Annotated in this window: 19 protein-coding genes and 1 pseudogene; 9 read left to right on the top strand and 11 right to left on the bottom strand. The window is 72.3% G+C overall.

Annotation, left to right across the window (positions count from 1 at the left end; all coding sequences use genetic code 11):
- Positions 1 to 7: 7 nt before the first annotated feature.
- The 5 genes from HHX41_RS25565 to HHX41_RS25545 form a co-directional block, all read right to left on the bottom strand.
- Positions 8 to 745, bottom strand: coding sequence for a 1-acyl-sn-glycerol-3-phosphate acyltransferase (locus HHX41_RS25565; RefSeq protein ID WP_182908018.1), 738 nt, complete (start codon positions 743 to 745; stop codon positions 8 to 10).
- A 53-nt stretch (positions 746 to 798) separates the two neighbouring features.
- Entirely contained in the window at positions 799 to 3,408 is a 2,610-nt protein-coding gene (locus HHX41_RS25560; RefSeq protein ID WP_182908017.1) for a lanthionine synthetase LanC family protein, read from the bottom strand.
- A gap of 25 nt (positions 3,409 to 3,433) precedes the next feature.
- Positions 3,434 to 3,697, bottom strand: coding sequence for a hypothetical protein (locus HHX41_RS25555; RefSeq protein WP_182908016.1), 264 nt, complete (start codon positions 3,695 to 3,697; stop codon positions 3,434 to 3,436).
- A gap of 566 nt (positions 3,698 to 4,263) precedes the next feature.
- Positions 4,264 to 6,006 carry a thiamine pyrophosphate-binding protein gene (locus tag HHX41_RS41945; protein WP_182908015.1) on the bottom strand — a complete coding sequence of 581 codons (1,743 nt, stop codon included), beginning with the start codon at positions 6,004 to 6,006 and terminating at the stop codon, positions 4,264 to 4,266.
- Positions 6,003 to 6,776 carry a cyclase family protein gene (locus HHX41_RS25545; RefSeq protein ID WP_182908014.1) on the bottom strand — a complete coding sequence of 258 codons (774 nt, stop codon included), beginning with the start codon at positions 6,774 to 6,776 and terminating at the stop codon, positions 6,003 to 6,005. The genes HHX41_RS41945 and HHX41_RS25545 overlap by 4 nt, the downstream gene beginning before the upstream one ends.
- Positions 6,777 to 6,924: 148 nt before the next feature.
- Between HHX41_RS25545 and HHX41_RS25540 the strand changes: the two genes are divergently transcribed.
- From HHX41_RS25540 to dhaM, 4 genes are all read left to right on the top strand, one after another.
- Positions 6,925 to 8,466, top strand: a complete 1,542-nt coding sequence (locus HHX41_RS25540) for a hypothetical protein (protein ID WP_182908013.1) — start codon at positions 6,925 to 6,927, stop codon at positions 8,464 to 8,466.
- 116 nt (positions 8,467 to 8,582) lie between these two features.
- The gene (gene dhaK / locus HHX41_RS25535) at positions 8,583 to 9,575 is read left to right on the top strand and encodes a dihydroxyacetone kinase subunit DhaK (RefSeq protein WP_169978176.1); all 993 of its coding nucleotides are present in this window, start codon (positions 8,583 to 8,585) and stop codon (positions 9,573 to 9,575) included.
- Positions 9,576 to 9,603: 28 nt separating this feature from the next.
- Positions 9,604 to 10,230, top strand: coding sequence for a dihydroxyacetone kinase subunit DhaL (dhaL, locus tag HHX41_RS25530; RefSeq protein ID WP_182908012.1), 627 nt, complete (start codon positions 9,604 to 9,606; stop codon positions 10,228 to 10,230).
- Positions 10,231 to 10,263: 33 nt separating this feature from the next.
- Positions 10,264 to 10,638, top strand: a complete 375-nt coding sequence (gene dhaM / locus HHX41_RS25525) for a dihydroxyacetone kinase phosphoryl donor subunit DhaM (RefSeq protein ID WP_169978180.1) — start codon at positions 10,264 to 10,266, stop codon at positions 10,636 to 10,638.
- A gap of 197 nt (positions 10,639 to 10,835) precedes the next feature.
- On the opposite strand, the gene HHX41_RS25520 is transcribed toward dhaM, so the two are convergent.
- Positions 10,836 to 10,991, bottom strand: a complete 156-nt coding sequence (locus tag HHX41_RS25520; protein WP_182908011.1) for a hypothetical protein — start codon at positions 10,989 to 10,991, stop codon at positions 10,836 to 10,838.
- 122 nt (positions 10,992 to 11,113) lie between these two features.
- Between HHX41_RS25520 and HHX41_RS25515 the strand changes: the two genes are divergently transcribed.
- The 3 genes from HHX41_RS25515 to HHX41_RS25505 all read left to right on the top strand — a co-directional run bounded on the left by HHX41_RS25515 (position 11,114) and on the right by HHX41_RS25505 (position 13,407).
- Complete coding sequence (locus HHX41_RS25515) at positions 11,114 to 12,184, top strand: hypothetical protein (protein WP_182908010.1); 1,071 nt, start codon at positions 11,114 to 11,116, stop codon at positions 12,182 to 12,184.
- A 68-nt stretch (positions 12,185 to 12,252) separates the two neighbouring features.
- Entirely contained in the window at positions 12,253 to 12,834 is a 582-nt protein-coding gene (locus HHX41_RS25510) for a hypothetical protein (RefSeq protein ID WP_182908009.1), read from the top strand.
- A 93-nt stretch (positions 12,835 to 12,927) separates the two neighbouring features.
- Positions 12,928 to 13,407, top strand: coding sequence for a cupin domain-containing protein (locus tag HHX41_RS25505; protein WP_169978186.1), 480 nt, complete (start codon positions 12,928 to 12,930; stop codon positions 13,405 to 13,407).
- A 151-nt stretch (positions 13,408 to 13,558) separates the two neighbouring features.
- On the opposite strand, the gene HHX41_RS40915 is transcribed toward HHX41_RS25505, so the two are convergent.
- The 4 genes and pseudogenes from HHX41_RS40915 to HHX41_RS25485 all read right to left on the bottom strand — a co-directional run bounded on the left by HHX41_RS40915 (position 13,559) and on the right by HHX41_RS25485 (position 17,794).
- Positions 13,559 to 15,016: an arabinofuranosidase catalytic domain-containing protein gene (locus tag HHX41_RS40915; RefSeq protein ID WP_182908008.1), complete on the bottom strand. Its 1,458-nt coding sequence runs from the start codon at positions 15,014 to 15,016 to the stop codon at positions 13,559 to 13,561.
- A gap of 1,018 nt (positions 15,017 to 16,034) precedes the next feature.
- Positions 16,035 to 16,919 (bottom strand): annotated as a pseudogene (locus tag HHX41_RS25495) (IS481 family transposase); the annotation flags it as partial.
- A 116-nt stretch (positions 16,920 to 17,035) separates the two neighbouring features.
- Positions 17,036 to 17,290, bottom strand: coding sequence for a Smr/MutS family protein (locus tag HHX41_RS25490; RefSeq protein WP_169978190.1), 255 nt, complete (start codon positions 17,288 to 17,290; stop codon positions 17,036 to 17,038).
- A 75-nt stretch (positions 17,291 to 17,365) separates the two neighbouring features.
- A complete protein-coding gene (locus HHX41_RS25485) occupies positions 17,366 to 17,794 on the bottom strand; it encodes a CBS domain-containing protein (RefSeq protein ID WP_182908007.1) in 429 nt (142 codons plus the stop codon).
- A gap of 165 nt (positions 17,795 to 17,959) precedes the next feature.
- Between HHX41_RS25485 and HHX41_RS25480 the strand changes: the two genes are divergently transcribed.
- Positions 17,960 to 19,354, top strand: a complete 1,395-nt coding sequence (locus tag HHX41_RS25480) for an aminopeptidase P family protein (protein WP_182908006.1) — start codon at positions 17,960 to 17,962, stop codon at positions 19,352 to 19,354.
- 97 nt (positions 19,355 to 19,451) lie between these two features.
- Positions 19,452 to 20,099 (top strand): 4'-phosphopantetheinyl transferase superfamily protein, encoded by a 648-nt coding sequence (locus tag HHX41_RS25475; protein WP_169978196.1) that lies wholly within the window; start codon positions 19,452 to 19,454, stop codon positions 20,097 to 20,099.
- Here HHX41_RS25475 and HHX41_RS25470 read toward each other — a convergent pair.
- Positions 20,079 to 21,020 carry a cation diffusion facilitator family transporter gene (locus tag HHX41_RS25470; RefSeq protein WP_182908005.1) on the bottom strand — a complete coding sequence of 314 codons (942 nt, stop codon included), beginning with the start codon at positions 21,018 to 21,020 and terminating at the stop codon, positions 20,079 to 20,081. The two genes, HHX41_RS25475 and HHX41_RS25470, sit on opposite strands and share 21 nt — an antisense overlap.
- Positions 21,021 to 21,024 lie beyond the last annotated feature (4 nt).

The raw sequence follows: 21,024 nt of genomic DNA, 5'->3' as shown, positions 1-21,024 counted from the left end.
GCCCCTGTCAGGAGCGGCGCGGCCGGGCGGCGGCGTCGAGGGCGGCGGCCTCCTCGGGGGTGGGCGCCGTGCCGCCGAGGTGGGCGGGCTGCCACCACACGCCCCGCGCCTGGTCGGGGTAGGTCCGCTGGGCCTCGTCGAGCAGGTCCGCCATCCGCCGGCGCAGGTCGTCGGTGAGCGCGGCGATGTCGTCGTCCGGCATCGGGTGCATGGGCTCGCCGACCAGGATCGTGATCGGGACGTGCCGCTGGAGCAGCTTGCGGGGGCGGCCCTTGGTCCACAGCCGCTGGCCGCCCCACAGGGCGACCGGGATCACGGGCACCCCGGCCTCGGCCGCCATCCGGATCGGGCCGTTCTTGATCTCCTTGACCGTGAACGACCTGCTGATCGTCGCCTCGGCGAAGTTGCCCACGATCTCGCCGTCCTTGAGGGCCCGTACGGCGACGTCGTAGGCTCCCGCCCCGGCCGACCGGTCCACCGGGATGTGGTGCATGCCGCGCATCAGCGGGCCCGACACGGGGTGGCCGAAGACCTCCTTCTTCGCCATGAAGCGGACCAGCCGCCGCGCGGGGTGGGCGGCGAAACCGGCGAAGATGAAGTCGAGGTAGCTGACGTGGTTGCTCACCAGGACCGCGCCGCCGCTGCGGGGTATCCGCTCCGTGCCCTCCATGTGGAACCTCAGGTCGAGCAGTTTGAAGGCGGTCAGCGCGGCCCTCAGGACCGGCGGGTACACGATCTCAGCCATACTGAAAACCGTAACCTACTCGCCCGTAACTTCCGGCCCCGCCCCGGGTCATCTCATCGCACGGGCCGGGCGCAGCGCCGCAACCATCGGGCGGACAGCAGCGGATCGGCCGATCCGGCGGCAGCGAGCGCGAGCTGGGTCGCCGGGCCCAGGAAACCCAGCCACAGGCCGGGGGCGACAACCGAAGAGCTCTCGGACGACCACACCGTGACGCCGTCCTGAGAGTGGTGCAGAGGCCGGAGGCTGTCGGCGACCTGGGCGACGCGGCGGCGTGCGCGTGCGCGGTGCCCCGGCAGGGCCTGGAGCATCCGCCACGTCTCCAGCACGCCCGACAGCCCGTGGCACATGGTCGGGCCGTCCAGGAGCGGCGTGGCACGGTCGAACGCCGCGACCGCCGCTTCCCGGACCCCGTCGTCCCCCGCGTTCGCCTGCAGCAGGCACCAGAGGAAGCCCGCCATTCCGTGGCACCAGTGCTGCGCCCGGCGGCTCTCCCCGGTCGTCGTGGACAGGATGTTGGTCCCGTCGCCGGTCAGCCCGTGGGTCGCGACGCCGCGGAAGGCGTCCTCGGCGAGCGCCACCGCGGTCGCGTCGCCGGTGGAGCCGCCCCAGATCCCGAGGGCCATCGCCACACCCGCCGTCCCGTGGGCGGCCCCGAGGAACACGTTGCCGGACGGTTCGAGGTCCGGGTCGGACGGCCATGCGACGAGGCCGTCGATGTGCCGGGCGGCTTCGACGATCCTTCCGGCCTGCCGTCCGGCCAGGTCGCGCGCCCAGGTGGCGTCCAGGACCGCGTCGAGCAGGCAGCCCGCCCACACGATCCCCGCCGCCCCGGAGAACAGGTCGTAGTCGGGAACGCGGCTGGCCGCCGCGTGTTCGAAGCGCCGCCGCGCCCCGGCGACCAGGTCCGCCCGCCCCAGCCGTCCGCCTGCCACGGCCAGTGCCACCGCCACCCCGCTGTCGCCGGTGAAAAGGCCGTGCGCGGGGGACGGCGGACGCTCGGCGAGCCACGTGGCCGCGCCCGTGATGTCGTGGGTGAACCGCCGGGTCCCCAGGGCGGTGTCCAGCGTCGCCAGCGCGACGACGATGCCGGCCGCGCCCAGGTTCAGCCCTTCGTCTCCGTCCCCGGGCAGGTCGTGGGCGTTATGCCGGCCGTGGGGCCTGAACCGGCGGGCCGCCGTCCCGGCGCTCATCGCCGCGCCGCGTGCCCAGCGCACGTCGAGCTCGCCCCGGTACGCCGAGGGGCCGGCCGCGCGCTCGTCCCGCATGGCGGGCAGCGCCGCCCTCAGCCGCTCGGCCACCTGCGCGGCGGCCGGCCGCCGTCCTGGATCGGGATGATGACACTCTCGCACGATGGCGGCGGCCGTCGGCTGCCCGTGCCGCAGGAGCAGACCGGCCTGGCGGCCGGCGTTGCCTCGCTCCGGCAGTTCGCCTGGGCAGCACCCCAGGACGGCGTGGGCCAGGCAGGAGCCGAGCCCGTAGACGTCGTACGCCGGTTCCACCGCCGCGAAGGGCCCTTCCGGGGGCGTGTGCCCGTCGGTGAGGCACGGCACGGGGTGCCGCGTCCCGATCGGCGCCGCCAGTTCGAAGTCGACCAGGCGCAGGCCGTCCGGCCCGACCCGCACGTTGGGAAGTTTCAGATCCCGGTGCACGATGCCCCGGGCGTGCAACCGGGCGACGGCCGCGGCGAGTTCCGGCATGAGGTCGAGACGTTCCTCCACGGGAAGGCGTTCCAGCCGGCCCCCTCCCACGTCCGAGACGACGAGATATCCGGCCGAGGCGTCGTGTGCCAGCGGCTCGGGGGCGAGACCGGAACCGCTCAGATGCTCCAGCACCCGTCTCTCAGGCTCCAGCCTGGTCACCACGTCCTCGCCGAACTCGTCGCCCTCGACCCCGCGCCGCCGGTGCCGGATGACCACGAGCCGCTGATCGGCGGGCCGCACGCCCAGGGCCACGAATCCGCGGGCGTCCTCCCCCAGCAGCTTCAGCGGAAGGTAGGTGGCACCGTCGATCTCGATCGGGCCGTCGAACCCGGGGTTCACGGGGCGATCCGCCGGCCGCACGGGCGGCACAGCCCACTCCGGCTGGCGGCCCCGGATGTCGCGCACGTCCGGGCGCAGGCTTCCGTCCGGCGCGCGGAGGGCAGGACGGCGGACACCGGTGGAGTCGACCACCTCTCCCACGGGGGTGAACTCTCCGTACCGGATGAACAGGGCCTCGCTGACCGGCCCGACCGGCAGGTCGGACGGTACGGCGGGGGCCTGGCCGGGGCGCCACACCGCGTCGAGGCGGTCGATCAGGGCGGCCAGCGCGGCATCGGAGGAGGGATAGACCGTGACGATCTTCCCCACCTGGGAGCGGCCGGCGAGCCCTGCGTTGATCCGGAGGATCGACCGCACGTCGTCCGGCAGCTTAAAGGCCGCACCTGCCTCCACCAGCGCGGGAAGCACGACGTCCAGCAGGTCGAGGGCGTCCGCCGCCGAAGCGGAGACATGGAGCTTCCACCCCTGGGCCGGCAACTCCCCGGGAGGCTCGCACACCCGCCAGGAGACCGGGCCGTCCCGGTGAACACCGGTCGACCACTCCTGCGGCAGGCCGGCGACGAACGCCTCGAGAGCCAGCGCATACCGAGCGTGGAACCGCTCGGCAGACGATGACCTTTCCATCAGCGACCTCTCGCCGCGCCTTTCGTCAGTCCGGACAGCGGCGATACGTGCACGGCCTCTTGGTCACGCTGCCGCCCCTGTCGTCGAACGGCTCCTCCTGGAGGTCCCGGCCGAGGCCATGCTCCGACAGGACCCCCATGGGGTCCGTCGCGAAACGGGCACGGAGCGCGTGGTCCCGCTCCAGCGAGACGCTGATCCGCGACCAGAGGTCACGCACCGAGGTCTCGTCGGCGATCGGCGCGGCCTGGCCGGCGCGCATGACGAAGGTCTGTTCTGCGCTCGAAGACATTTCGGCTACCTTTCTCTCTGCTCGGCCCGCCCTCGTCGTCCCCGGCCCGGCGGGGAGATCTCGTGCGGACGGGCGTTCACCACGCGGCTCACGCGGTCCGCAGGCGGCCGGATGTGCCGCCGGTCAGGGTGCGATCCCCCGGCGGCTCCGGGCCGACGGCGGACCCTCGGCGCGGGCGCGCCCGCTCCGGCGGGACGCGGTCGCGGGCCGACTCCGAAGCCGCGAGGCAGGAGGTCGAGCCGCGATCGGGAACTCGCCCGCCGGCGCCTTTCCCGGCGATGTGGTCAGCCCCCGTCGCGAGGGCGTCGGGACGGCCCGGGGTCAATATGATCCCTTTCGTCCGCTTTGGGCGTCGTACCCGAGTCAGCCTGGGCACATACGTCACCGGCGCCTGTTTGGTGAGAACTGACCACTGCCTGACCAGCAGGCGAACGCGCCCCGGCCGCCGTGACGATCGCACTACCGAGGACCACCGGAACCCGGGAGGCGCCTCGTCTTACAGCTCCCGGGACCGTCCGGAGCGCCCGGCGGTCACTTGGGTGAGCCCGCTGTGACGCCGATGCCGATCAGTGGCCGCGGAACGCCTCCTCCAGCCACCACGACGGGCGGTCGGCGGTGACCTTCGCGTGGACGAGCAGGGGTTTGTCGCGCGGCCCCTTCAGCCATTCGGCGACGCCGGACAGGTCCTCCTCCCCCCGTACGGTCACCGCCTCGAAGCCGAAGCCCCGGGCGATCGCCGCGATGTCGGCCGGCGGGAAGGTGACCGTGCCGAGCGGGAACCCGCCGGGGCCGAAGTGGTGGACCTCCGCGCCGTACCCGTCGTCGTCGTAGACCACGACCACCATGGGCAGGCCGAGCCGTACGACCGTCTCCAGCTCGGCGACGCCCATCAGGGCCCCGCCGTCGCCGAGCGCGGCGACCGCCAGCCGGTCGGGCCGCGCGACGGCCGCGCCGATCGCGGTGGCCAGGCCCAGCCCGATCGACTGGAACGCCTGGGTGAAGCAGAACGCGCCGCCGTCCGGGACCGTGAGGAACATCGACGGATATCCCATGAAGTTCCCGGAGTCCACGGCGACCAGCCGCTCCTGCGGGAGCAGGTCGTCGAGCCCGATGGTCAGCGTGCGGGGGTCGATGCGTCCCCCGGCGCTCAGGTCCTCGTACGGCACGTCCCGCCAGCGCCCCTCGCGGGCGATGCGCCCGGCGATCTCCGGGGCGCGGTATCCACGCGTGCCCGCCTCGCCGTCGGCCCCGCCGTCGCCGAGCAGGGCGGCGACCGCCCGCGCGGTCTCGCGTACGTCGCCGACCACGCCGAGGTCGATCTCGCGGTGCACGCCGAGCGCGTCGGGGTCGAGGTCCACCTGGACCACCCTGGTCTCCGGCCCGATCAGCGCGCCGTGCCGGGTGGTCCACATGGTGAACGAGCAGCCCCAGCCGACGACGAGGTCGGCATCGCGGATCAGTTCGGCCGCGAGCGGGGTGGCGAACCCGCCGCTCACGTCGAGGTCCCAGGGACTGCCGTGGAAGTTGCCCTTGGCGACGGCCGATGTGGCGAACAGCGCCCCCACCCGCTCGCCGAGCGCCTCCAGTTCCCGCCGCGCGCCCCGGGCTCCCCGGCCGGCCACGAAGACCGGGCGCTCCGCCTCCGCCAGCAGCCGCGCGAACCGCGTCAACGCGTCGGACGGCTCCGCCGGAAGCCCCTCCGGCTCCTCGTCGTCCCCGGAATCGACGGGGAACGTCAGCCCCCACGCCGCCGGCACGCGGCTCGCCACGTCGCGGTGCCCGCGTCCGGCCAGCAGTTCGCGCACGGCCTCGGCCGCCTCCTCCGGCAGCGTCTCGGCCTGCACGTCCAGAGGCAGGTTGAGCACCACGGTCCGGCGCCCGAGCAGGGCGGCGAGGAAGGCCATCACGGTGTCGTCCACGACCGTCTCCGCCGACCCGACCCGGGCGCAGTGCGCGCCCACGGCCTCGGCGAGCGCGGCCTGGTCGACGCGGAAGTTGGAGGTGGGCGAGGTCACCTCCGGGGCGAGCACCAGCAGCGGGGTGCGGCTCTTGGCCGCCTCGGTGACGCCGGTCAGCGCGTTGGTCAGGCCGGGTCCCTGGTGGACGGTGAGCACGGCGACCGTGCCGCTCATCCGGGCGTAGGCGTCGGCCATCGTGGCGGCCCCGCCCTCGTGCCGCGCCGCGACGTACCGCACGCCGTGCTCGACGAGGGCGTTGGTGACGTGGAAGTTGCCGCTGCCGACGACGCCGAAGGCCGCCCGTACGCCGAGAGCGGCGAGGGCCGCGCCGACGGCCTCCGCGACGTTCACCGCTCCACCAGCGCGAGCACGCGGACCGGGCTGCCCGAGCCGCCGACGATCGGCAGCGGCCCCGCGACGACCACGGCGCCCGTCACCGGCAGCCGGTCGAGGTTGCGCAGCTGCGTCAGGCCGTACTTCCCCGCGCCGAGCAGGTACGAGTGGCACGGGAACGCGGGGTCGAAGGAGTGGGCGGCGCCCGCGTCGGTGCCCACGGTCTCCACGCCGATGCCCGCGATCGGCGTCTCCTCGGCCAGGAAGCGGGCGCAGGCGGGCGACATGCCGGGCGTGTGCGGCCCCGTCTCGTCGGCGTTGAGGAACTCCGCCTGGTCGTGGGCGCGCACGTCCCAGCCGGTTCGGTACAGCAGCCAGCCGCCGTCCGGCAGCGGCCCGTGCTCGGCCTCCCACGCCTTCACGTGGTCGATCTCCAGCAGGAAGTCGGGGTCGGCGGCCGACTGCGCGCTGAAGTCGAGCACCACGGCGGGGGCGATCAGCTTGGCGGGGGCCACCTGCGACACGTCCTCGCCGTCGCGACCGGTCACCCAGTGGACGGGCGCGTCGAAGTGCGTGCCGGTGTGCTCGCCCGTGGTGAAGTTGTTCCAGTACCAGCCCGGGCCGCGGTCGTCGTACCGGCTGATCTCCTGCAGCGAGAACGGCACCGTCTGCCCGAACGGCTCCGGCAGCAACAGGATCGGTGTCTTGTCGCTCAGCGGCGCGGTGAGGTCGAGCACCTCGATCCCCCCGCTCCGGATGCCGTCCACCAAATCCCGCAACACCGACACTGCGCCTCCCAACAGTCAGGACACCCCTGCGATACTCCTACACCTCCGCCCCCGAACGCCATATCCCCGGGGGCATGCAACGCCCGCACCCGCCCGCGCGATGAACCGTACAGGGGACCTGATCATCGATTCACGTGGGAGGACGCGGATGGCGCGGGCTGCCGATCGGACCCGCACGACTGCCGGGGCGTGGCTCGGTCATCCCGCGACGCTCGCCGCGATCGCCGTGCTCCTCGTCAACGACCACCTGCTCAAGCGCCTGTGGCCGGGCGTGGTCACCGGCAAGCTGAGCGACGTCGCGGGCATGCTGGTCGCCCCACCGCTGCTCGCGCTCGCCGCGGCCCTCGCCGTCCGGCGCCTCGGCGCCGCTCAGGGCAGCGCCTCGCGGAGCGGTGCCGGCGCGCCGGGAGAGGCGGACAGGCGGGCCGCCCTGGCCGCGATCCTGCTGACCGCCGTGGTCTTCACGGTCGTGAAGACCACGGCGGCGGGGGCCCGGGCGGCCGCGGACGTCTGGGCGCTGTTCATCCCCTCCGCCCGCGTCGTCGCGGACCCCTCCGACCTGCTCGCTCTTCCCGCCCTCGGCCTCGCCTGGCTGGTCCGGCTGCGCGCCGTGGCGACCGTCGCCCGTGTCCGGCGTGCCCTACGCCGGGCCCGGCTGCTGGTCGCCCTGCCCGCGGCCGTCCTCGCGGTCACGGCCACGAGCGCGGCCGACCCCGGGCCGTCCGCGCTGCACGTGGAGGCCCACGACGCCGTCATCGTCGTGTATCTGAACCCCTCCAGCCGTGGCACAGGGCTGGCCACGAGCGACCAGGGCCGCACTTGGCACCGCTGGGACACCTCCGCGACGGGGACGCCGCGGACCGTCGCCTGCGTCCCGGACCGGCCGTCGCGCTGTTACCGCGTCGTTCCGCACCGGCTCGCGGTCGAGCAGTCCGACAACGCGGGCGCCACCTGGTCGCCGGCCTGGGCGGTCTCGCCGGGCCGGCAGCTCTTCCTCGACCGCCGCCACCACGACGATTACCTGTACGGCGGCATCGACCCCGCCGCGTCCGTGGCCGTGGCGGTGCTGCCCGTGCCCGCGGGGCACCTCGTCGCCGTGGCGAACGGCAGCGAGGGCGTGGCGCTGCGCGACGCCGCCGGACGATGGCACCGGCTCGGTTTCGACGGGCGGGACGACCTGTCCGAGCAGACGGCCGCGCTCGTGTCCGACCCCGGGGAGAACATCCAGGCGGAGACCGGGACGGCCGTCCTCGCCGCGCTCACGGTGCTGCTGGCCGCCCTGGCGTCCGCCGGATTGTGGCGGCGGTCGCCTGTCGGGTTCGCCGTCCTCGGGCTCCTCGTCTGGGCCGGCGTCTACCTCATGGTGAAGGGTCCTCCCGGCATCTTCGGGTTGCCCTACGCCGCCTTCGGGTTCCTCCTCGCGGCGAGCGCCGCCGCCGGGCTGGCCGGCATCGGCGTACACGCCGGCCTGCGGGGGCTGAGCGTGATCGTCGCCGCACCGCTGACCTTCGCGGCGATCTACCTGCCCTTCCTGGGCTGGAGCGCGGGGTGGCCCGACGACTACGGCACGGCCGTGGTGCTGGCGATCGCCTTGTGCCTGCTCGCCCTCGCCGCCGGCGCGCACTTCGCCGTGCGGGCCAGGGGTGGTTACCGGCGGATGCTGGGAGGGCTCCGCGCCCGTACGCGCTGATCCGGGCCGGCCGCTCGCCCGGGCCGCCTCCGGGGTGTCCGACCGCCGCGGGCGCTTGCGGCTTCGTGAGGAAAGGGCAAGCTGGAGAGCACGACAACGGCAGTAGGGACCGCATCGTGAAGAAACTCATCAACGGCGCCGACTCCATCGTCACCGACGCGCTGCGCGGCATCGCCGCGGCGCACCCCTCGCTCCGCGTGGACCTCGAGAACAGGGTCGTCTTCCGCGCGGGCGCCCCCACGCCGGGCAAGGTCGGCCTGGTCTCCGGCGGCGGATCGGGGCACGAACCGCTGCACGGCGGGTTCGTCGGGTACGGCATGCTCGACGCGGCCTGCCCCGGCGAGGTATTCACCTCCCCCGTCCCCGACCAGATCATCGAGGCCACCAAGGGCGTCGACGGCGGCGCGGGCGTGCTGCACATCGTGAAGAACTACACCGGCGACGTGCTGAACTTCGAGATGGCCGCCGAACTCGGCGGCGACGAGGGCGTCGAGGTGGCGACCGTGCTCGTCGACGACGACGTGGCCGTGCAGGACTCGCTGTTCACGGCCGGCCGCCGGGGCACCGGGGCCACGCTGTTCGTGGAGAAGATCGCCGGAGCGCTGGCCGAGACCGGCGCGCCCCTCGCCGAGGTGGCGCGGGCCGCCCGGGAGGTCAACGAGCGCAGCCGCTCCTTCGGGGTGGCGCTGACCGCCTGCACGGTCCCTGCCGCGGGCAAGCCCACCTTCGAGCTGAGCGACGCGGAGATCGAGCTCGGCATCGGCATCCACGGCGAGCCCGGCCGCGCCCGGGCCCCGATGCGGGAGGCCCGCGAGATCGTCCGTACGGCCATGGACGCGATCCACGCCGACCTCCCGCTGTCCGGGGAGACGCTCGTCATGGTCAACGGCATGGGCGGGACCCCGCTCATCGAGCTGTACATCGTCTTCGCCGAGGTGGAGGCGTACCTCCGGGAGAAGGGCGCGACGGCCGTGCGCAGCCTCGTCGGCAACTACGTGACCAGCCTCGACATGCAGGGCTTCTCGGTGACGACGTGCTCGCTGACCGGCGAGCTCACCCGGCTCTGGGACGCGCCCGTGGAGACGCCGGCACTGCGCTGGGGCCGCTGACCGCCATCGGAACCTCTGGAGTCCACTCGTGAACACCGAGTTCTTCGCCGCGTGGATCGACGAGATCGCCGCCGTCGTGCGGGCGCGGCGCGACCACCTCACCCAGCTCGACGCCGCGATCGGCGACGCCGACCACGGCGCCAACCTCGACCGCGGGTTCACCGCCGCGCGGGAGGCGCTGACCGGCGCCTCCCCGCGGACCCCGGGCGCGCTCCTCGTCCTCGTCGGCACCACGCTCATCCGCAAGGTCGGCGGGGCGTCCGGCCCTCTGTACGGCACGGCCTTCCGTGAGATGGGCAAGGCGTTCGGCGAGGCCGCCGAGGTCTCGCCGGCCGAGCTGAGCACCGCCCTGGACGCGGCCCTGGCCGGCGTCCGGCGCCTCGGAGCCGCCGCCGAGGGCGACAAGACCATGGTCGACGCCCTCGCCCCGGCCGCCAAGGCACTGGCCCAGGCCGTACGGGACGGGCTGAAGGCGGAGGAGGCCCTGGAGGCGGCGGCCGCCGCGGCCGAGGAGGGGGCCGGGGCGACGGTCCCGTTGCAGGCACGCAAGGGGCGGGCCAGCTACCTGGGGCCGCGCAGCGTCGGGCACGAGGATCCGGGCGCGGCCTCGACGGCTCTCCTGTTCGGCGCACTCAGGGCCGCCGCCTCCCGATGACGGGAGGTGGCGAACACGTATCAGGGATGGCGAATGGTCGGCATCGTACTCATCTCGCACAGCAGCGGCCTCGCCGAGGAGGTGGCCGCGCTGGCCAGGCAGATCGGCGGCGCGCAGGTGCCGCTGGCGGCGGCGGGCGGCACCGAGGACGGCGGCCTCGGCACCAGTCCCGACCGGGTTACCGCCGCCATTGAGGAGGTGAACCGGGGGGAGGGCGTCGTGCTGATCCCCGATCTCGGCAGCTCGGTGCTCACCGCCCGGCTGCTGGAGTCCCCGGGGGACGTCGTGCTCGCCGACGTGCCGTTCGTGGAGGGCGCCATCTCCGCGGTCGTCGCGGCGGGCGGCGGGGCCTCGCTGGCCGGTGTGCTGGCGGCGGCGGAGGAGGCGTGGCAGGTCCGCAAGCTCTGAGCCCGCAAGCTCTGAGCCCGCAGCCTCTGGGGCGCCCGACCAGAAGCCCACGACCAGAAGCCCACGACCAGGAGCCGACGACTCGGGCCCGCGGCCCGCTCGCGGCGGCCGGAGGGCCGCCGCCGGGTGACCCGGACCCCTTCACGGTGGACGGCACGCTCTGGCGCGTCTCGGGAGACCGCACGTGAGGGCCGGGTTCAACGGCTCCGCGTGCGCCGGGTGCGGGGCACGCCGGCGAGCTGGTCGTGCCGGATCTCCTCCAGGTAGTCCCGCATGAGGTCGCGCGCGCGGGTGAACCCGTCGGACAGCACGGCGATCTCCGCGGGAGTGTAGTCGGCGAACAGGTCGTTCAACCGCCGGTAGAACGGCTCGTAGACGGCCGCCGCGGTGGTGACCGCGGCCTCGTCGGCGACGGAGAAGCCGCTCTCCCCCGCGCTCGCCGCCCGATGAGCGGCCCCTGTCGTAGCATCATGCGGTGCTCGACCAGGTTACCGACCGACAGTGCGACGCCCTCCACCGCGCAGCGGAGGCCCAGGACCCTCCCGGTTTCCTGGCGACCCTACAGGAGCTGTGGAAGGGGACCGAGGACTGCGACCCGGCCTCCGCGGACGCCGTCCTCGTCCGCCTGTGCGACCTGTTCGACCGTCTGAGTCCCGGGCTCGGCGCGCGGCTGGCTGTCATGGGCGGCGCGATGGTCGAGAACGGGGCCGACCCCGCCCCGCTGATCGACCCCGTGGTCGCGGGACTGTGCGACGCGCTGGAGCTGAGCGCCGAGTTCGCGCGGGCCTGGCGCGCGGTCACCGACCGGCGCCTCCCGGAGCCCGGTCCGGAGGACCACGTGCTCCTCGACGCGGCGCGCGTGCTCTCCGGCCCCTTCGGCCTCCTCGGACGGTTCGGGCTCGGCCGCCGTCTGCCTTTCGCTCGCGCCCTCGATCTGTCCGTCGGCTGGTCGATCGCCGAGGACTGGAGCACCGCCGCGACGACCCTGCTCCAGCAGTCGGCGGCCATTCGCGCGGAGTTCTCCCGGCGTCCGCGCCTCACCGCGGCGGTCGCCGCCGTGGAGGCCGACCGCCCCGACCTGTGGTGCCTGCCGAGGCTTCTGGCCGTGCTCGACGACGAGCCGCTGATCGTCCTGCACCGGCCGGCCGGGCGCGCGTACGCGACGACGATCGGCGGGATCGGGGACAACTTCCAGCTCTCCACGCTGCTGGCGCACGTCCTGAGTAAGCACGTGCCGGTGACCACCCCCCATCCCTCCTGGGTCGGGGCCGCCACGGACGGGCCTGTCAAACCCGAGGCCGGGCCGATCGTGGATCGGTTCGACGTGCGCGACGCGACGGGAGAGCTGATCCGCAACGCCGGGCGTCCCGCCGAGATCCCGCTCCTCGACGGGCGTCGTGTGGTGGTCCTCGACAGACCGTCGTTCCGGCGGACGTGGAACATCGGCCGTACCTATCCGATGATGCGGCCGTCGATCACTCTCGACCGCGTGCTGTCCGAGGAGGAAGCCCGCATGTGGTCGTCCCGGCTGGCCCCCGCCCCATGACCTTCCCCCGCAGGCCGATCGACGGCCGGGCCGTCTATCACGGGGCTGCGGGGGTATCGGGTCCCCTCATGCGTGCTCTCACCCGCCTGGTCCTGCCGCTCGTCCTGGCACCTGCCCTGACCTCCGGCTGTGGGGCCTTCGACCCACGCCTGGTCGTCAGCGGAGGCTCCGGCACGGACGGGCCCGTCGGGATCGTCGTGCTTCACGACACCGTCGCCCACAGGCCGTACTCCCTGGGCGGCTGGGACATGTGCCTGGACCGGCCCGGTTCGGCCACCATCACCAGCGTCGAGCCGATCAGGCCGTACAACGACATCGTGGTGCAGGCGTTCTCGTCCCGGCCGCATACCGGCCCGATGCTCGGCAACGCCGAGAAGCCGCTGACCGAGCTCGGCTTTCCCGCCCGCGGCCCCGCCGTCACCACCGTCTGCGAGGAGAGCGACCTCCACACCGAACTCGCCCTGCAGTACGGGAAGACCCGTGACGACAGCGCAGGAGCCGAGGGCGTCCGCATCACCTACACGTCGGCGGGCCGCCGGCACACGGTCGACTTCAACCTCCGGGTGCTGCTGTGCGCACCCGGCATGCCCGCCGAGCGATGCGAAAAGACGTACGAGGAACTCCTCGCACCGGGCGACGACGGCGATTAGCCTTCACCGCGTCGGCGAGACACCGCTCGTCCGGCCGCCGTCGAACGGCGCGGCCCACCGACGAGCGACTCGAACCCGGGGAGAGGAAGACCGTTGACATATCCGCCGCCGTCCTACCACGGTGACACCGGCGAGCTGACGGCGTCGTACCGGCGCCCGGACGCGACGCCCGAGCTGGACTACCCGAGCGGCACCACGGTGCACTATCTGGCGACAGGTGCGACGACCAACGGGCAGTTCGGGCTCTACCGCTGGGACATGGGACCGAAGCCCAGCGGCCCGGCGGCGCACTTCCACCGCTCGATCTCCGAATCGTTCTACATCCTCTCCGGTACGGTGCGGATCTACGACGGGCGGCGCTGGATCGACACCGGTCCCGGTGACTTCGTGCACGTCCCGGAGGGCGGCGTACACGCGTTCCGCAACGAGTCGGGAGAGCCGGCGTCGATGCTGCTGCACTTCGCGCCCGGCGCGCCGCGCGAGGGGTACTTCGAGGGACTGCTCACGCTCGCGAACATGAGCGAAGAGGAGAAGGCGGAGTTCTACCTCCGCCACGACACCTTCTGGCTCTGAGACGCCGGCCCTGTCTTCACGCGCAGACCGGGCGAGGCCCTGGTTGCGCCTGAGGCAGAAGCCCGGTCCGGGGAGCCGTAGCCCCCCAAGGTCCGGACCTCCGCCCAAGGCGTCTCACCTGATCGCCCTCATGGGCCGAAGATGGTCAGAATCAGCTGCGCAGGGTCCACTGCTGGTTGGCCTGGCCGTTGCAGGACCACAGGATGAGTTTCGTGCCGTTCGCGGTACCGGCCGCGTTGGCGTCGAGGCACAGCCCGGACTGCACGCCGGTGATGGTGCCGTTGGTGTTGATGTTCCACTGCTGGTTGGCCTGGCCGTTGCAGTCCCAGATGATCACCTGGGTGCCGTTGGCGGTGCCCTGCCCGTAGGCGTCCAGGCACTTGTTGCCGTACACCTGCAGCTGCTTGCCGGAGGTGTAGGTCCAGCGCTGCATGGTGCCGCCCGAGCAGTCCCACAGCTGCACCTGGGTGCCGTTGGTGGTGCTGGAGTTCGGCACGTCGACGCACCGGCCGGACTGGCCGCCCACGATCTGGACGTTCTGCTGCGGGTCGCCGCCGCCCGCCGGTGCGTAGCCGGCGGCGGCGATGTTGGCCTGTACGGCGTTCTCGGTGGCCTCCGACGGGTAGCCGGAGGTCAACACGCCCTCGAAGAAGGTGCCGCGGCCGGAGACGCTGTTGTCGCCGCCGATGCCGAGCAGGATGGCGCCTTCCTTCTTCATCGGGTTGTAGCCGTTGGGGCGCCGTCCGTCGAAATAGGTCGTCAGGCCGCCCGACTGCGCGTTCCCGCCCCGGATCGCCCAGTGGTTCGGCTCGCCCTTGACCATGGCGGTGACGAAACGGTGGTTGATCGACGGAAGGTTGTTGTAGCCCGCGTTCACCCCGGAGAACAGTCCCCACTCCAGGTCGGCCATGATCCAGGGGCCGGCTCCGGCCCCGTAGCCCCACTGTTTGTTGGCGCCGAAGTAGACGGTCTCCATGATGGCGGGGCCGTCGGCCTGGCCATCTGTCTGCGCGTTGCCGTAGTCGAAGCAGCACCACTGGTTGTAGTGCGTGCCGTCGACGACGGCGTAGATGCCCTCGGGTTGGTCGCCGGTCGCGACGCCGTTGGTGTTGTTGTTGCGGTAGCCGGTGCCGGGCTCCACGCGGACACCGTATGCCTTCTGGCCGCCGATGGTGATCGGGGCCGCCTTCGCGTCGGCGAGATTGTCCCATCCGCCCGGAGCGGGGCCCTTCCAGTAGCCGGGAGGTGCCTGGGTGAGGCGGTTGTTGCGGCCGGACTGGTCGTAGATGATCGTGATGAGGCAGGTCGTGCCGGAGCAGAACGAGTCCTGGGCGGCGGCGTTGACGACTCCGCCCGCGCTCAGCACGCCGATGTCGCGGGTGGTGTTGTCCGAGGCGCGCCGGACCTGGTACAGCGGGCCGTTGTAGGTGCCGTACAGAGCACGGGTCGTGCTGTGCGCCGCCACACACGGCGTCCCGCCTGCGGCGTAGATGTCACACGGCTGCGACGCCGCGGCCTGGGCTGTACCACCGCCCACCAGGCAGGCGGCGGCGATCAACGCGCTCGCCCATGTCGCGAGCGCCCTTCTCCGGCTTGCGAAAAGCATCATGCCTTCTTCCCTCGATCAGGAATCACGATCGGACGGCACCGACGGCAGGCCTCGTCAGGTAATGTTAGCGCTAACATTGATGAGCGCCCGAATCGATTCGATGGTTGACGGTGATCCGGAGTCAATTCAACGAAGGTCCCGGCGTCAAGTACGTGGATCAACCCTCTCGGACGCCCGGGTGCCCTCGGCCCACCGTCTGCGTCCTTACCGTGACGCGTCCGCATCGTTCCGACGAGGTGGCGTGAAACTTTCATCCCCCGCGTCCGCCGGGTGGTGAGCCCTCGCCCGCCTCATCGGGGACCGCCGTCCGGCGGCCGCGAGCGGGATGCCGGTGGCGTCGCGATGACTGCGGCCATCGGCGAACTGTATGGCCTTGTGTGCCCTTACAGAAGACCGGCACCGGTAGACGCGAGACGCCCTTACTTCCACTGGAAGTGATCGGCCGCCGTTCTGGCCTGCAGTAACCCTGAGAACCACCTTGATGACCTGCAATGGTTGTCTCGGTGGTTCTCGGTGTTTCACGGCTGATCTTGACGTCATGTGCCCTCGTTGTGCCCTCACTGATCGCGAGGACAAGCATCTAGAGACAGCACGAACCGCCGCATGAGGGATGCCCTACATTCGCGGGTCCTGCGGCGCTGTCAAACATGTGACTTGCCAGCGTGTGGCCGCACATCCCGCACCACCCCCTAACCGGCGGTTCCGCGAGAGGGACGTATCTGTGCAGAGCGAACGATGCGAACACACGTTCCGATGACGGATTGTGTTGATGTGATTACGATCGACAGGGGCAGTTGTGATCCCCGATGCGAAGGGTGGCGCCGGGTGGACTCGCTGATGATCTACGGGCACGGGCTTATCTCATCGCTGCGGGCCTGTACTCACTCCGGCGATCCGGCCGACTCTTGCGACGGTGCCGAGCCTGGCGAGGAGCCCGCCTGCCGGGCCTCCGCTGGTGAGTGAAGTGCCCCCAGGCCGCTGACCAAGCCAGCGCATGCCACGCTCTAGCTGTACCCGGTCATGGCGTTGGTGACAGTCGGCTGATCGGTGGTAGGCCGTCCAGTGCGGTGTGACGTCGTCGGGTGTTGTAGTACTCCAGCCATGGTTGCAGGGCTTGGGCGCGTTGGGTGTTGCTGGTGAAGACCTGGCGGTAGGCCCACTCGGTCTGCAGGGTGCGGTTGAAGCGTTCGACCTTGCCGTTCTGCCATGGGCAGTGCGGCTTGATGAACTGCTGCCGGGCGCCGAGCGCTGCCACCGCGGCGCGGAAGGCGGCGGAGTGGCGGTAGGCCCAGGCGTTGTCGGTGATCACTCGTTCGATGGAGGGGATCCCGCAGGTGGCGAAGAAGGCGGCGGCCCGGCGCAGGAATCCCGCGCTGGTGTCGCCGGTTTCGTCGGGCAGGATCTCGGCGTAGGCCAGGCGGGAGTGGTCGTCGACGGCGGCGTGGACGTAGTCGTAGCCGATGGTGGTCTTCTTGTGTTTGTGGGCTGAGGTCGCCGCGCGTCCCAGGGCACGCCAGCCGCCTCCGTCGGGGATTTTGCCGATTTTCTTGACGTCCAGGTGGACCAGCTGGCCGGGTCGGTCGCGCTCATAGCGGGTGGTGGTGGTGCGGGTGGCGCGGATGTCCTGCCCGGTGAGGGGGTCGCAGTCGGCCAGGTGGGGCTGGTTGTGGCGGTGCAGGATCCGGGAGACGGTGCGCTCGGGCACGCCGGTGTGGGCGGCGATGTGCGCTGGTCCACGCCGCATCTGCCGGCGGCAGTCCACCACGGCGTGCTCCAGCTGTGCCGGGGTGCGGTTGGCGACGCGGTGGGGGCGGGAGGAACGGTCGTGCAGGCCGGCCCAGCCCTGCTGGTCGTAGCGCTTGACCCACCGGTGCGCACATTGGCGGGTGCCGAACGCAGCCGACCGGGCGCGCAAGGCCATGGACGCGTTCTTCACTCAAGAGCAAACCGGGCCGAGTGCCCTGGTTGTGCCCTCGGGAAGATCAATATGACGTTTACCCTGGTAGACGCGCGGTGCCCTTACTTCCACTGGAAGTAGACGAACAGGCGGCCGTGGTTCTTGGCGTCCTTGTCGATCCGGTGGTAGAGCGCCTTGATCTCCTTCTGCTCAAGGAAGCGCAGCACCTTCTTCTTGAGCTGGCCGGACCCCTTGCCCGGAATGATCTCCACCTGGCTCGCCTTCTTGCGTACGGCCTCCTGGATGATGCCGTGCAGCGCCTTGTCGATCTCGCTGCCCTTGTTGTAGATGTCGTGGAGGTCCAGCTTCAGCTTCACGCCAGCGAGTCTAAATCGCCGCTCGCCGCAGAGCGCGGGGCGAGGCGGTGACCGCGCCCCACGCCGGCGCCCCCGTCAGCCGTTGATGTAGCCGACCAGGGCCTCCTTCTCGCTCTCCAGTTCCTGGATGGAGCTCTTGACGACATCGCCGATGCTGACGATGCCGGCCAGCCGGCCGTCACGGACCACGGGCACGTGCCTGATCCTGTGGTTGGTCATGGTGCGGCGCAGGTCCTCGACGTTGGCGTCGGGGCCGCAGGTGCGCACCTCCGCGGTCATGATCGACGAGACGGGCATGGCCAGCAGCGCCGCGCCGTGCTCGTTGAGCCGCCGCACGACGTCGCGTTCCGACACGATGCCCGCGATGGACAGGCCGTCCTCCGAGACCACGACCGCGCCGATGTTCAGCTCGGCCAGCCGGGTGAGGAGCTCGGACACCGTGGCGTGCGGAGGAACGGTCGCCACGCCTGTTCCCTTACTCTGCAAGATCGTCCCGATGAGCATCGGCACCGCCTCTCAGGGGCATCCGGGGGACACGTCCCCGTTTCCGCTCCCGCCGGCCGGCCGGAGCGGCCAATCCTGTTTCCCCAGGCAACAGCGGCCGTCCTGTGTCGTCAAGTGCCCCCACCCCTACGATGGCGAAATATCACCGCACCCTGGGGGCACTGGATGGCCGAGAAGCTCAACACCGGGAGCCACGATCTCCCGATCTCAGACGCGCTCGCGGACTTCATGCGCGACGGCTGGGCCGACACCCGCGAGGACGTGGCGCCGCTGCCGGTCGCCGCGTACGCGGCCAAGCGGCGGGCGCGGCTCGCCGAACGGCTGCCCGGCGAACGGCTCGTCATCCCCTCGGGCACGCTGCGGGCCCGGAGCAACGACGACGACCACCGGTTCCGTACGCACAGCGCGTTCGCCTACCTGACCGGCGGCCAGCAGCCCGACGACGTCCTGGTGATCGAGCCGTCGGGCGCCGCTCGGCTGTTCCTGCGTCCCCGCCCGTCCCGCGCCGGGTCGCAGGAGTTCTACCGCGACCGGCGGTACGGCGAGTTCTGGGTGGGCCGCCGCTTCGACCTCGCGGAGGCCGAGTCGGCGTACCAGATCGAGTGCGCGCACATCGACACGCTGCCGGCGGCGCTGAGCGGACCGGCCCGCGTGCTGCGCGGGGTGGACGCCTCGGTCGACGCGCTCGTGTCGCCCGCGGGCGACGACCGCGACGCCGAACTCGCCGCGGTCCTGTCGGAGCTGCGGCTGGTCAAGGACGAGTGGGAGATCGCGGAGCTGCAGCAGGCGGTGGACGCGACCGTGCGCGGGTTCGAGGACGTCGTGCGCGCGCTGCCCGCGGCCCTCGCGCACCCGCGCGGCGAGCGCTACGTCGAGGGCGTCTTCGGTATGCGCTCCCGGCTGGAGGGCAACGCGGTGGGCTACCAGTCCATCGTGGCCTCCGGGGCGCACGCGTGCGTGCTGCACTGGATCCGCAACGACGGACGGCTCGACCCCGCCGAGATGCTGCTGCTGGACGCCGGGGTCGAGGGCGACAACCTCTACACGGCCGACGTCACCCGCACCCTGCCGCTGTCGGGGCGGTTCAGCCCTGTCCAGCGGCAGGTGTACGAGCTGGTCTACGAGGCGCAGACGGCCGCCATCGCGGTGCTGCGGCCGGGGGCACGCTTCCGCGAGTTCCACGAGACCGCGATGCGGGTGATCTCCGACGGGCTGCGCGAGTGGGGCCTGCTGACGCGGACGCAGGCGGACGCGGGCCTGCACCGGCGCTACACGCTGTGCAGCAGCGGCCACATGCTGGGCCTGGACGTGCACGACTGCGCCCGGGCGCGGGCGGAGGCCTACCTGGACGGCGTGCTGGAGGAGGGCCAGGTGCTGACGGTGGAGCCGGGGCTCTACCTCCAGCCCGACGACCTGACGCTGCCGCCGGAGCTGCGCGGGATCGGCGTGCGCATCGAGGACGACCTCGTCGTCACGGCCGACGGCGCGCGGCTGATGTCGGCCGCGCTGCCCCGCCGGCCGGACGAAATCGAGTCGTGGATGGCCGCCCTGGCCGGCTGAGCACCTTCCGGTCCGGGCCAGGCGGCCCGGACCGGATCCGCCCAGGCGGAGCGCCCCAGTTCACTCGATCGTCACATCGCTTCCCTACAGTGGCCTTGTGCGCCCTCCACTGGCCGTGGCCGGCCACACCGACGACGTGCTGGACATGGTCGCCGGCACCTTGAGCGAGGCCGAGCGCGAGCGCGCCGGTCGGTTCACGCGCAAGCGGGACCGCCTCGACTTCGTCGCCGCCCACCTGCTCGTACGGCACTGCGCGGCGGAGCTGCTCGGCACCCGCGCCTGCATGCTGACCGTGGTGCAGCGATGCGAGGGCTGCGGCCAGGCTCATGGACGGCCCTGGCTGGCCGAGGCCCCCGAGGTGTCGATCAGCCTGGCGCACACCTCGGGCTACGTCTGCGCGGTCGCCGGGTTGGGACGGGTGGGCGTGGACGCCGAGCACGCCACGGACGGACCGGCCGACGAGAGGCTGGCGGCGCTCGCGCTGACCCCCGCGGAGGCCACGCTGGTCGGCGACGACAACCGCGGGCTGATCCGGCAGTGGGTGCGCAAGGAGGCGCTGGTCAAGCGGGGAGAGCTCACCCTCGACCGGCTGCGCGAGGCCGACCTGTCGGCCCTGCCGCTCGATGACGGGCCGTCGATCGCGCTGGAGTGGCAGGGCCGCCACTTCGTCGAGTGGACGGCCGGCACGGTGATCGCCGCCGCGGTCACCGACGAGCCCGCCAAGCTACGCCTCCTTGGTGGCTGAACGGCCCGGGGTGGGGTCGAGGAAGACCTGCCGGATCTCCGGAAACCGCTCGGTGAGCCGGCGCTCCACCTGGTCGGAGGCGAGCTCGAGCCGCTCCCCGGACGTCTCGTCGAGGAAGTCGACCTTGGCGGCGACCATGACCTGGCCGGGGCCCATCATGACGGTGACCAGCTCGACTACGGCTTCGACCTCCGGCTGGGCGGCCAGCTCGCCGCGGATCTTCTCCTGCAACCCCGGTGGCGCGGCCTGGCCGATCAGCAGCGAGGCGTTGGTCCTGATCAGGGTCAGCGCCACGCCGAGCAGCAGCAGCCCGATGACGATCGACGCGACGCCGTCCCACGCGGCCGAGCCGGTGAGCTGCGACAGCAGCAGGCCGAGGCCGGCGGTCCCGATGCCGATCAGCGCGGCGGAGTCCTCCAGCACGACGGCCTTGAGCACGGTGTCGGAGGTTCGCTGGAGCAGCCGTCCGGGGCTCACCCGCCAGCGGCGGGCCGCGCCGCGCAGCTGACGCAGGGCCCGCCACAGGGAGACCGACTCGATCACGAAGGACACCGCGAGTACGAGGTACGAGACGCGGATGTCGCCCAGGCTCTCCCCCTCGGTGATCGTGTGCCAGCCGTGCGTCAGGGAGAACCCCGCCCCCACGACGAGCGTGAAGCAGGCCGCCACGATCGCCCACAGGTAGGCGGCCCGCCCGTGGCCGAGGGGATGGCGGGCGTCGGCGGGCCGTTCGCCGTGCCGGATCGCGGCGAACAGCACGACCTCGGTGGCCGTGTCGGCCGCCGAGTGCGCGGCCTCCGACAGCATGGCCGAGGACGAGCTGATCAGGCCGGCCACCAGCTTGGCCAGCGCGATGGCGAGGTTGGCCGCCCCCGCGACCACGACGGTGCCGATGCTCTCGCCGTTCTCGCTGTCAGGCATTCCG

Source organism: Microbispora sp. H13382, from assembly GCF_014161445.1.
Taxonomy (GTDB): Bacteria; Actinomycetota; Actinomycetes; order Streptosporangiales; family Streptosporangiaceae; genus Microbispora.
This window is presented reverse-complemented; position numbering and strand designations above follow the sequence as displayed.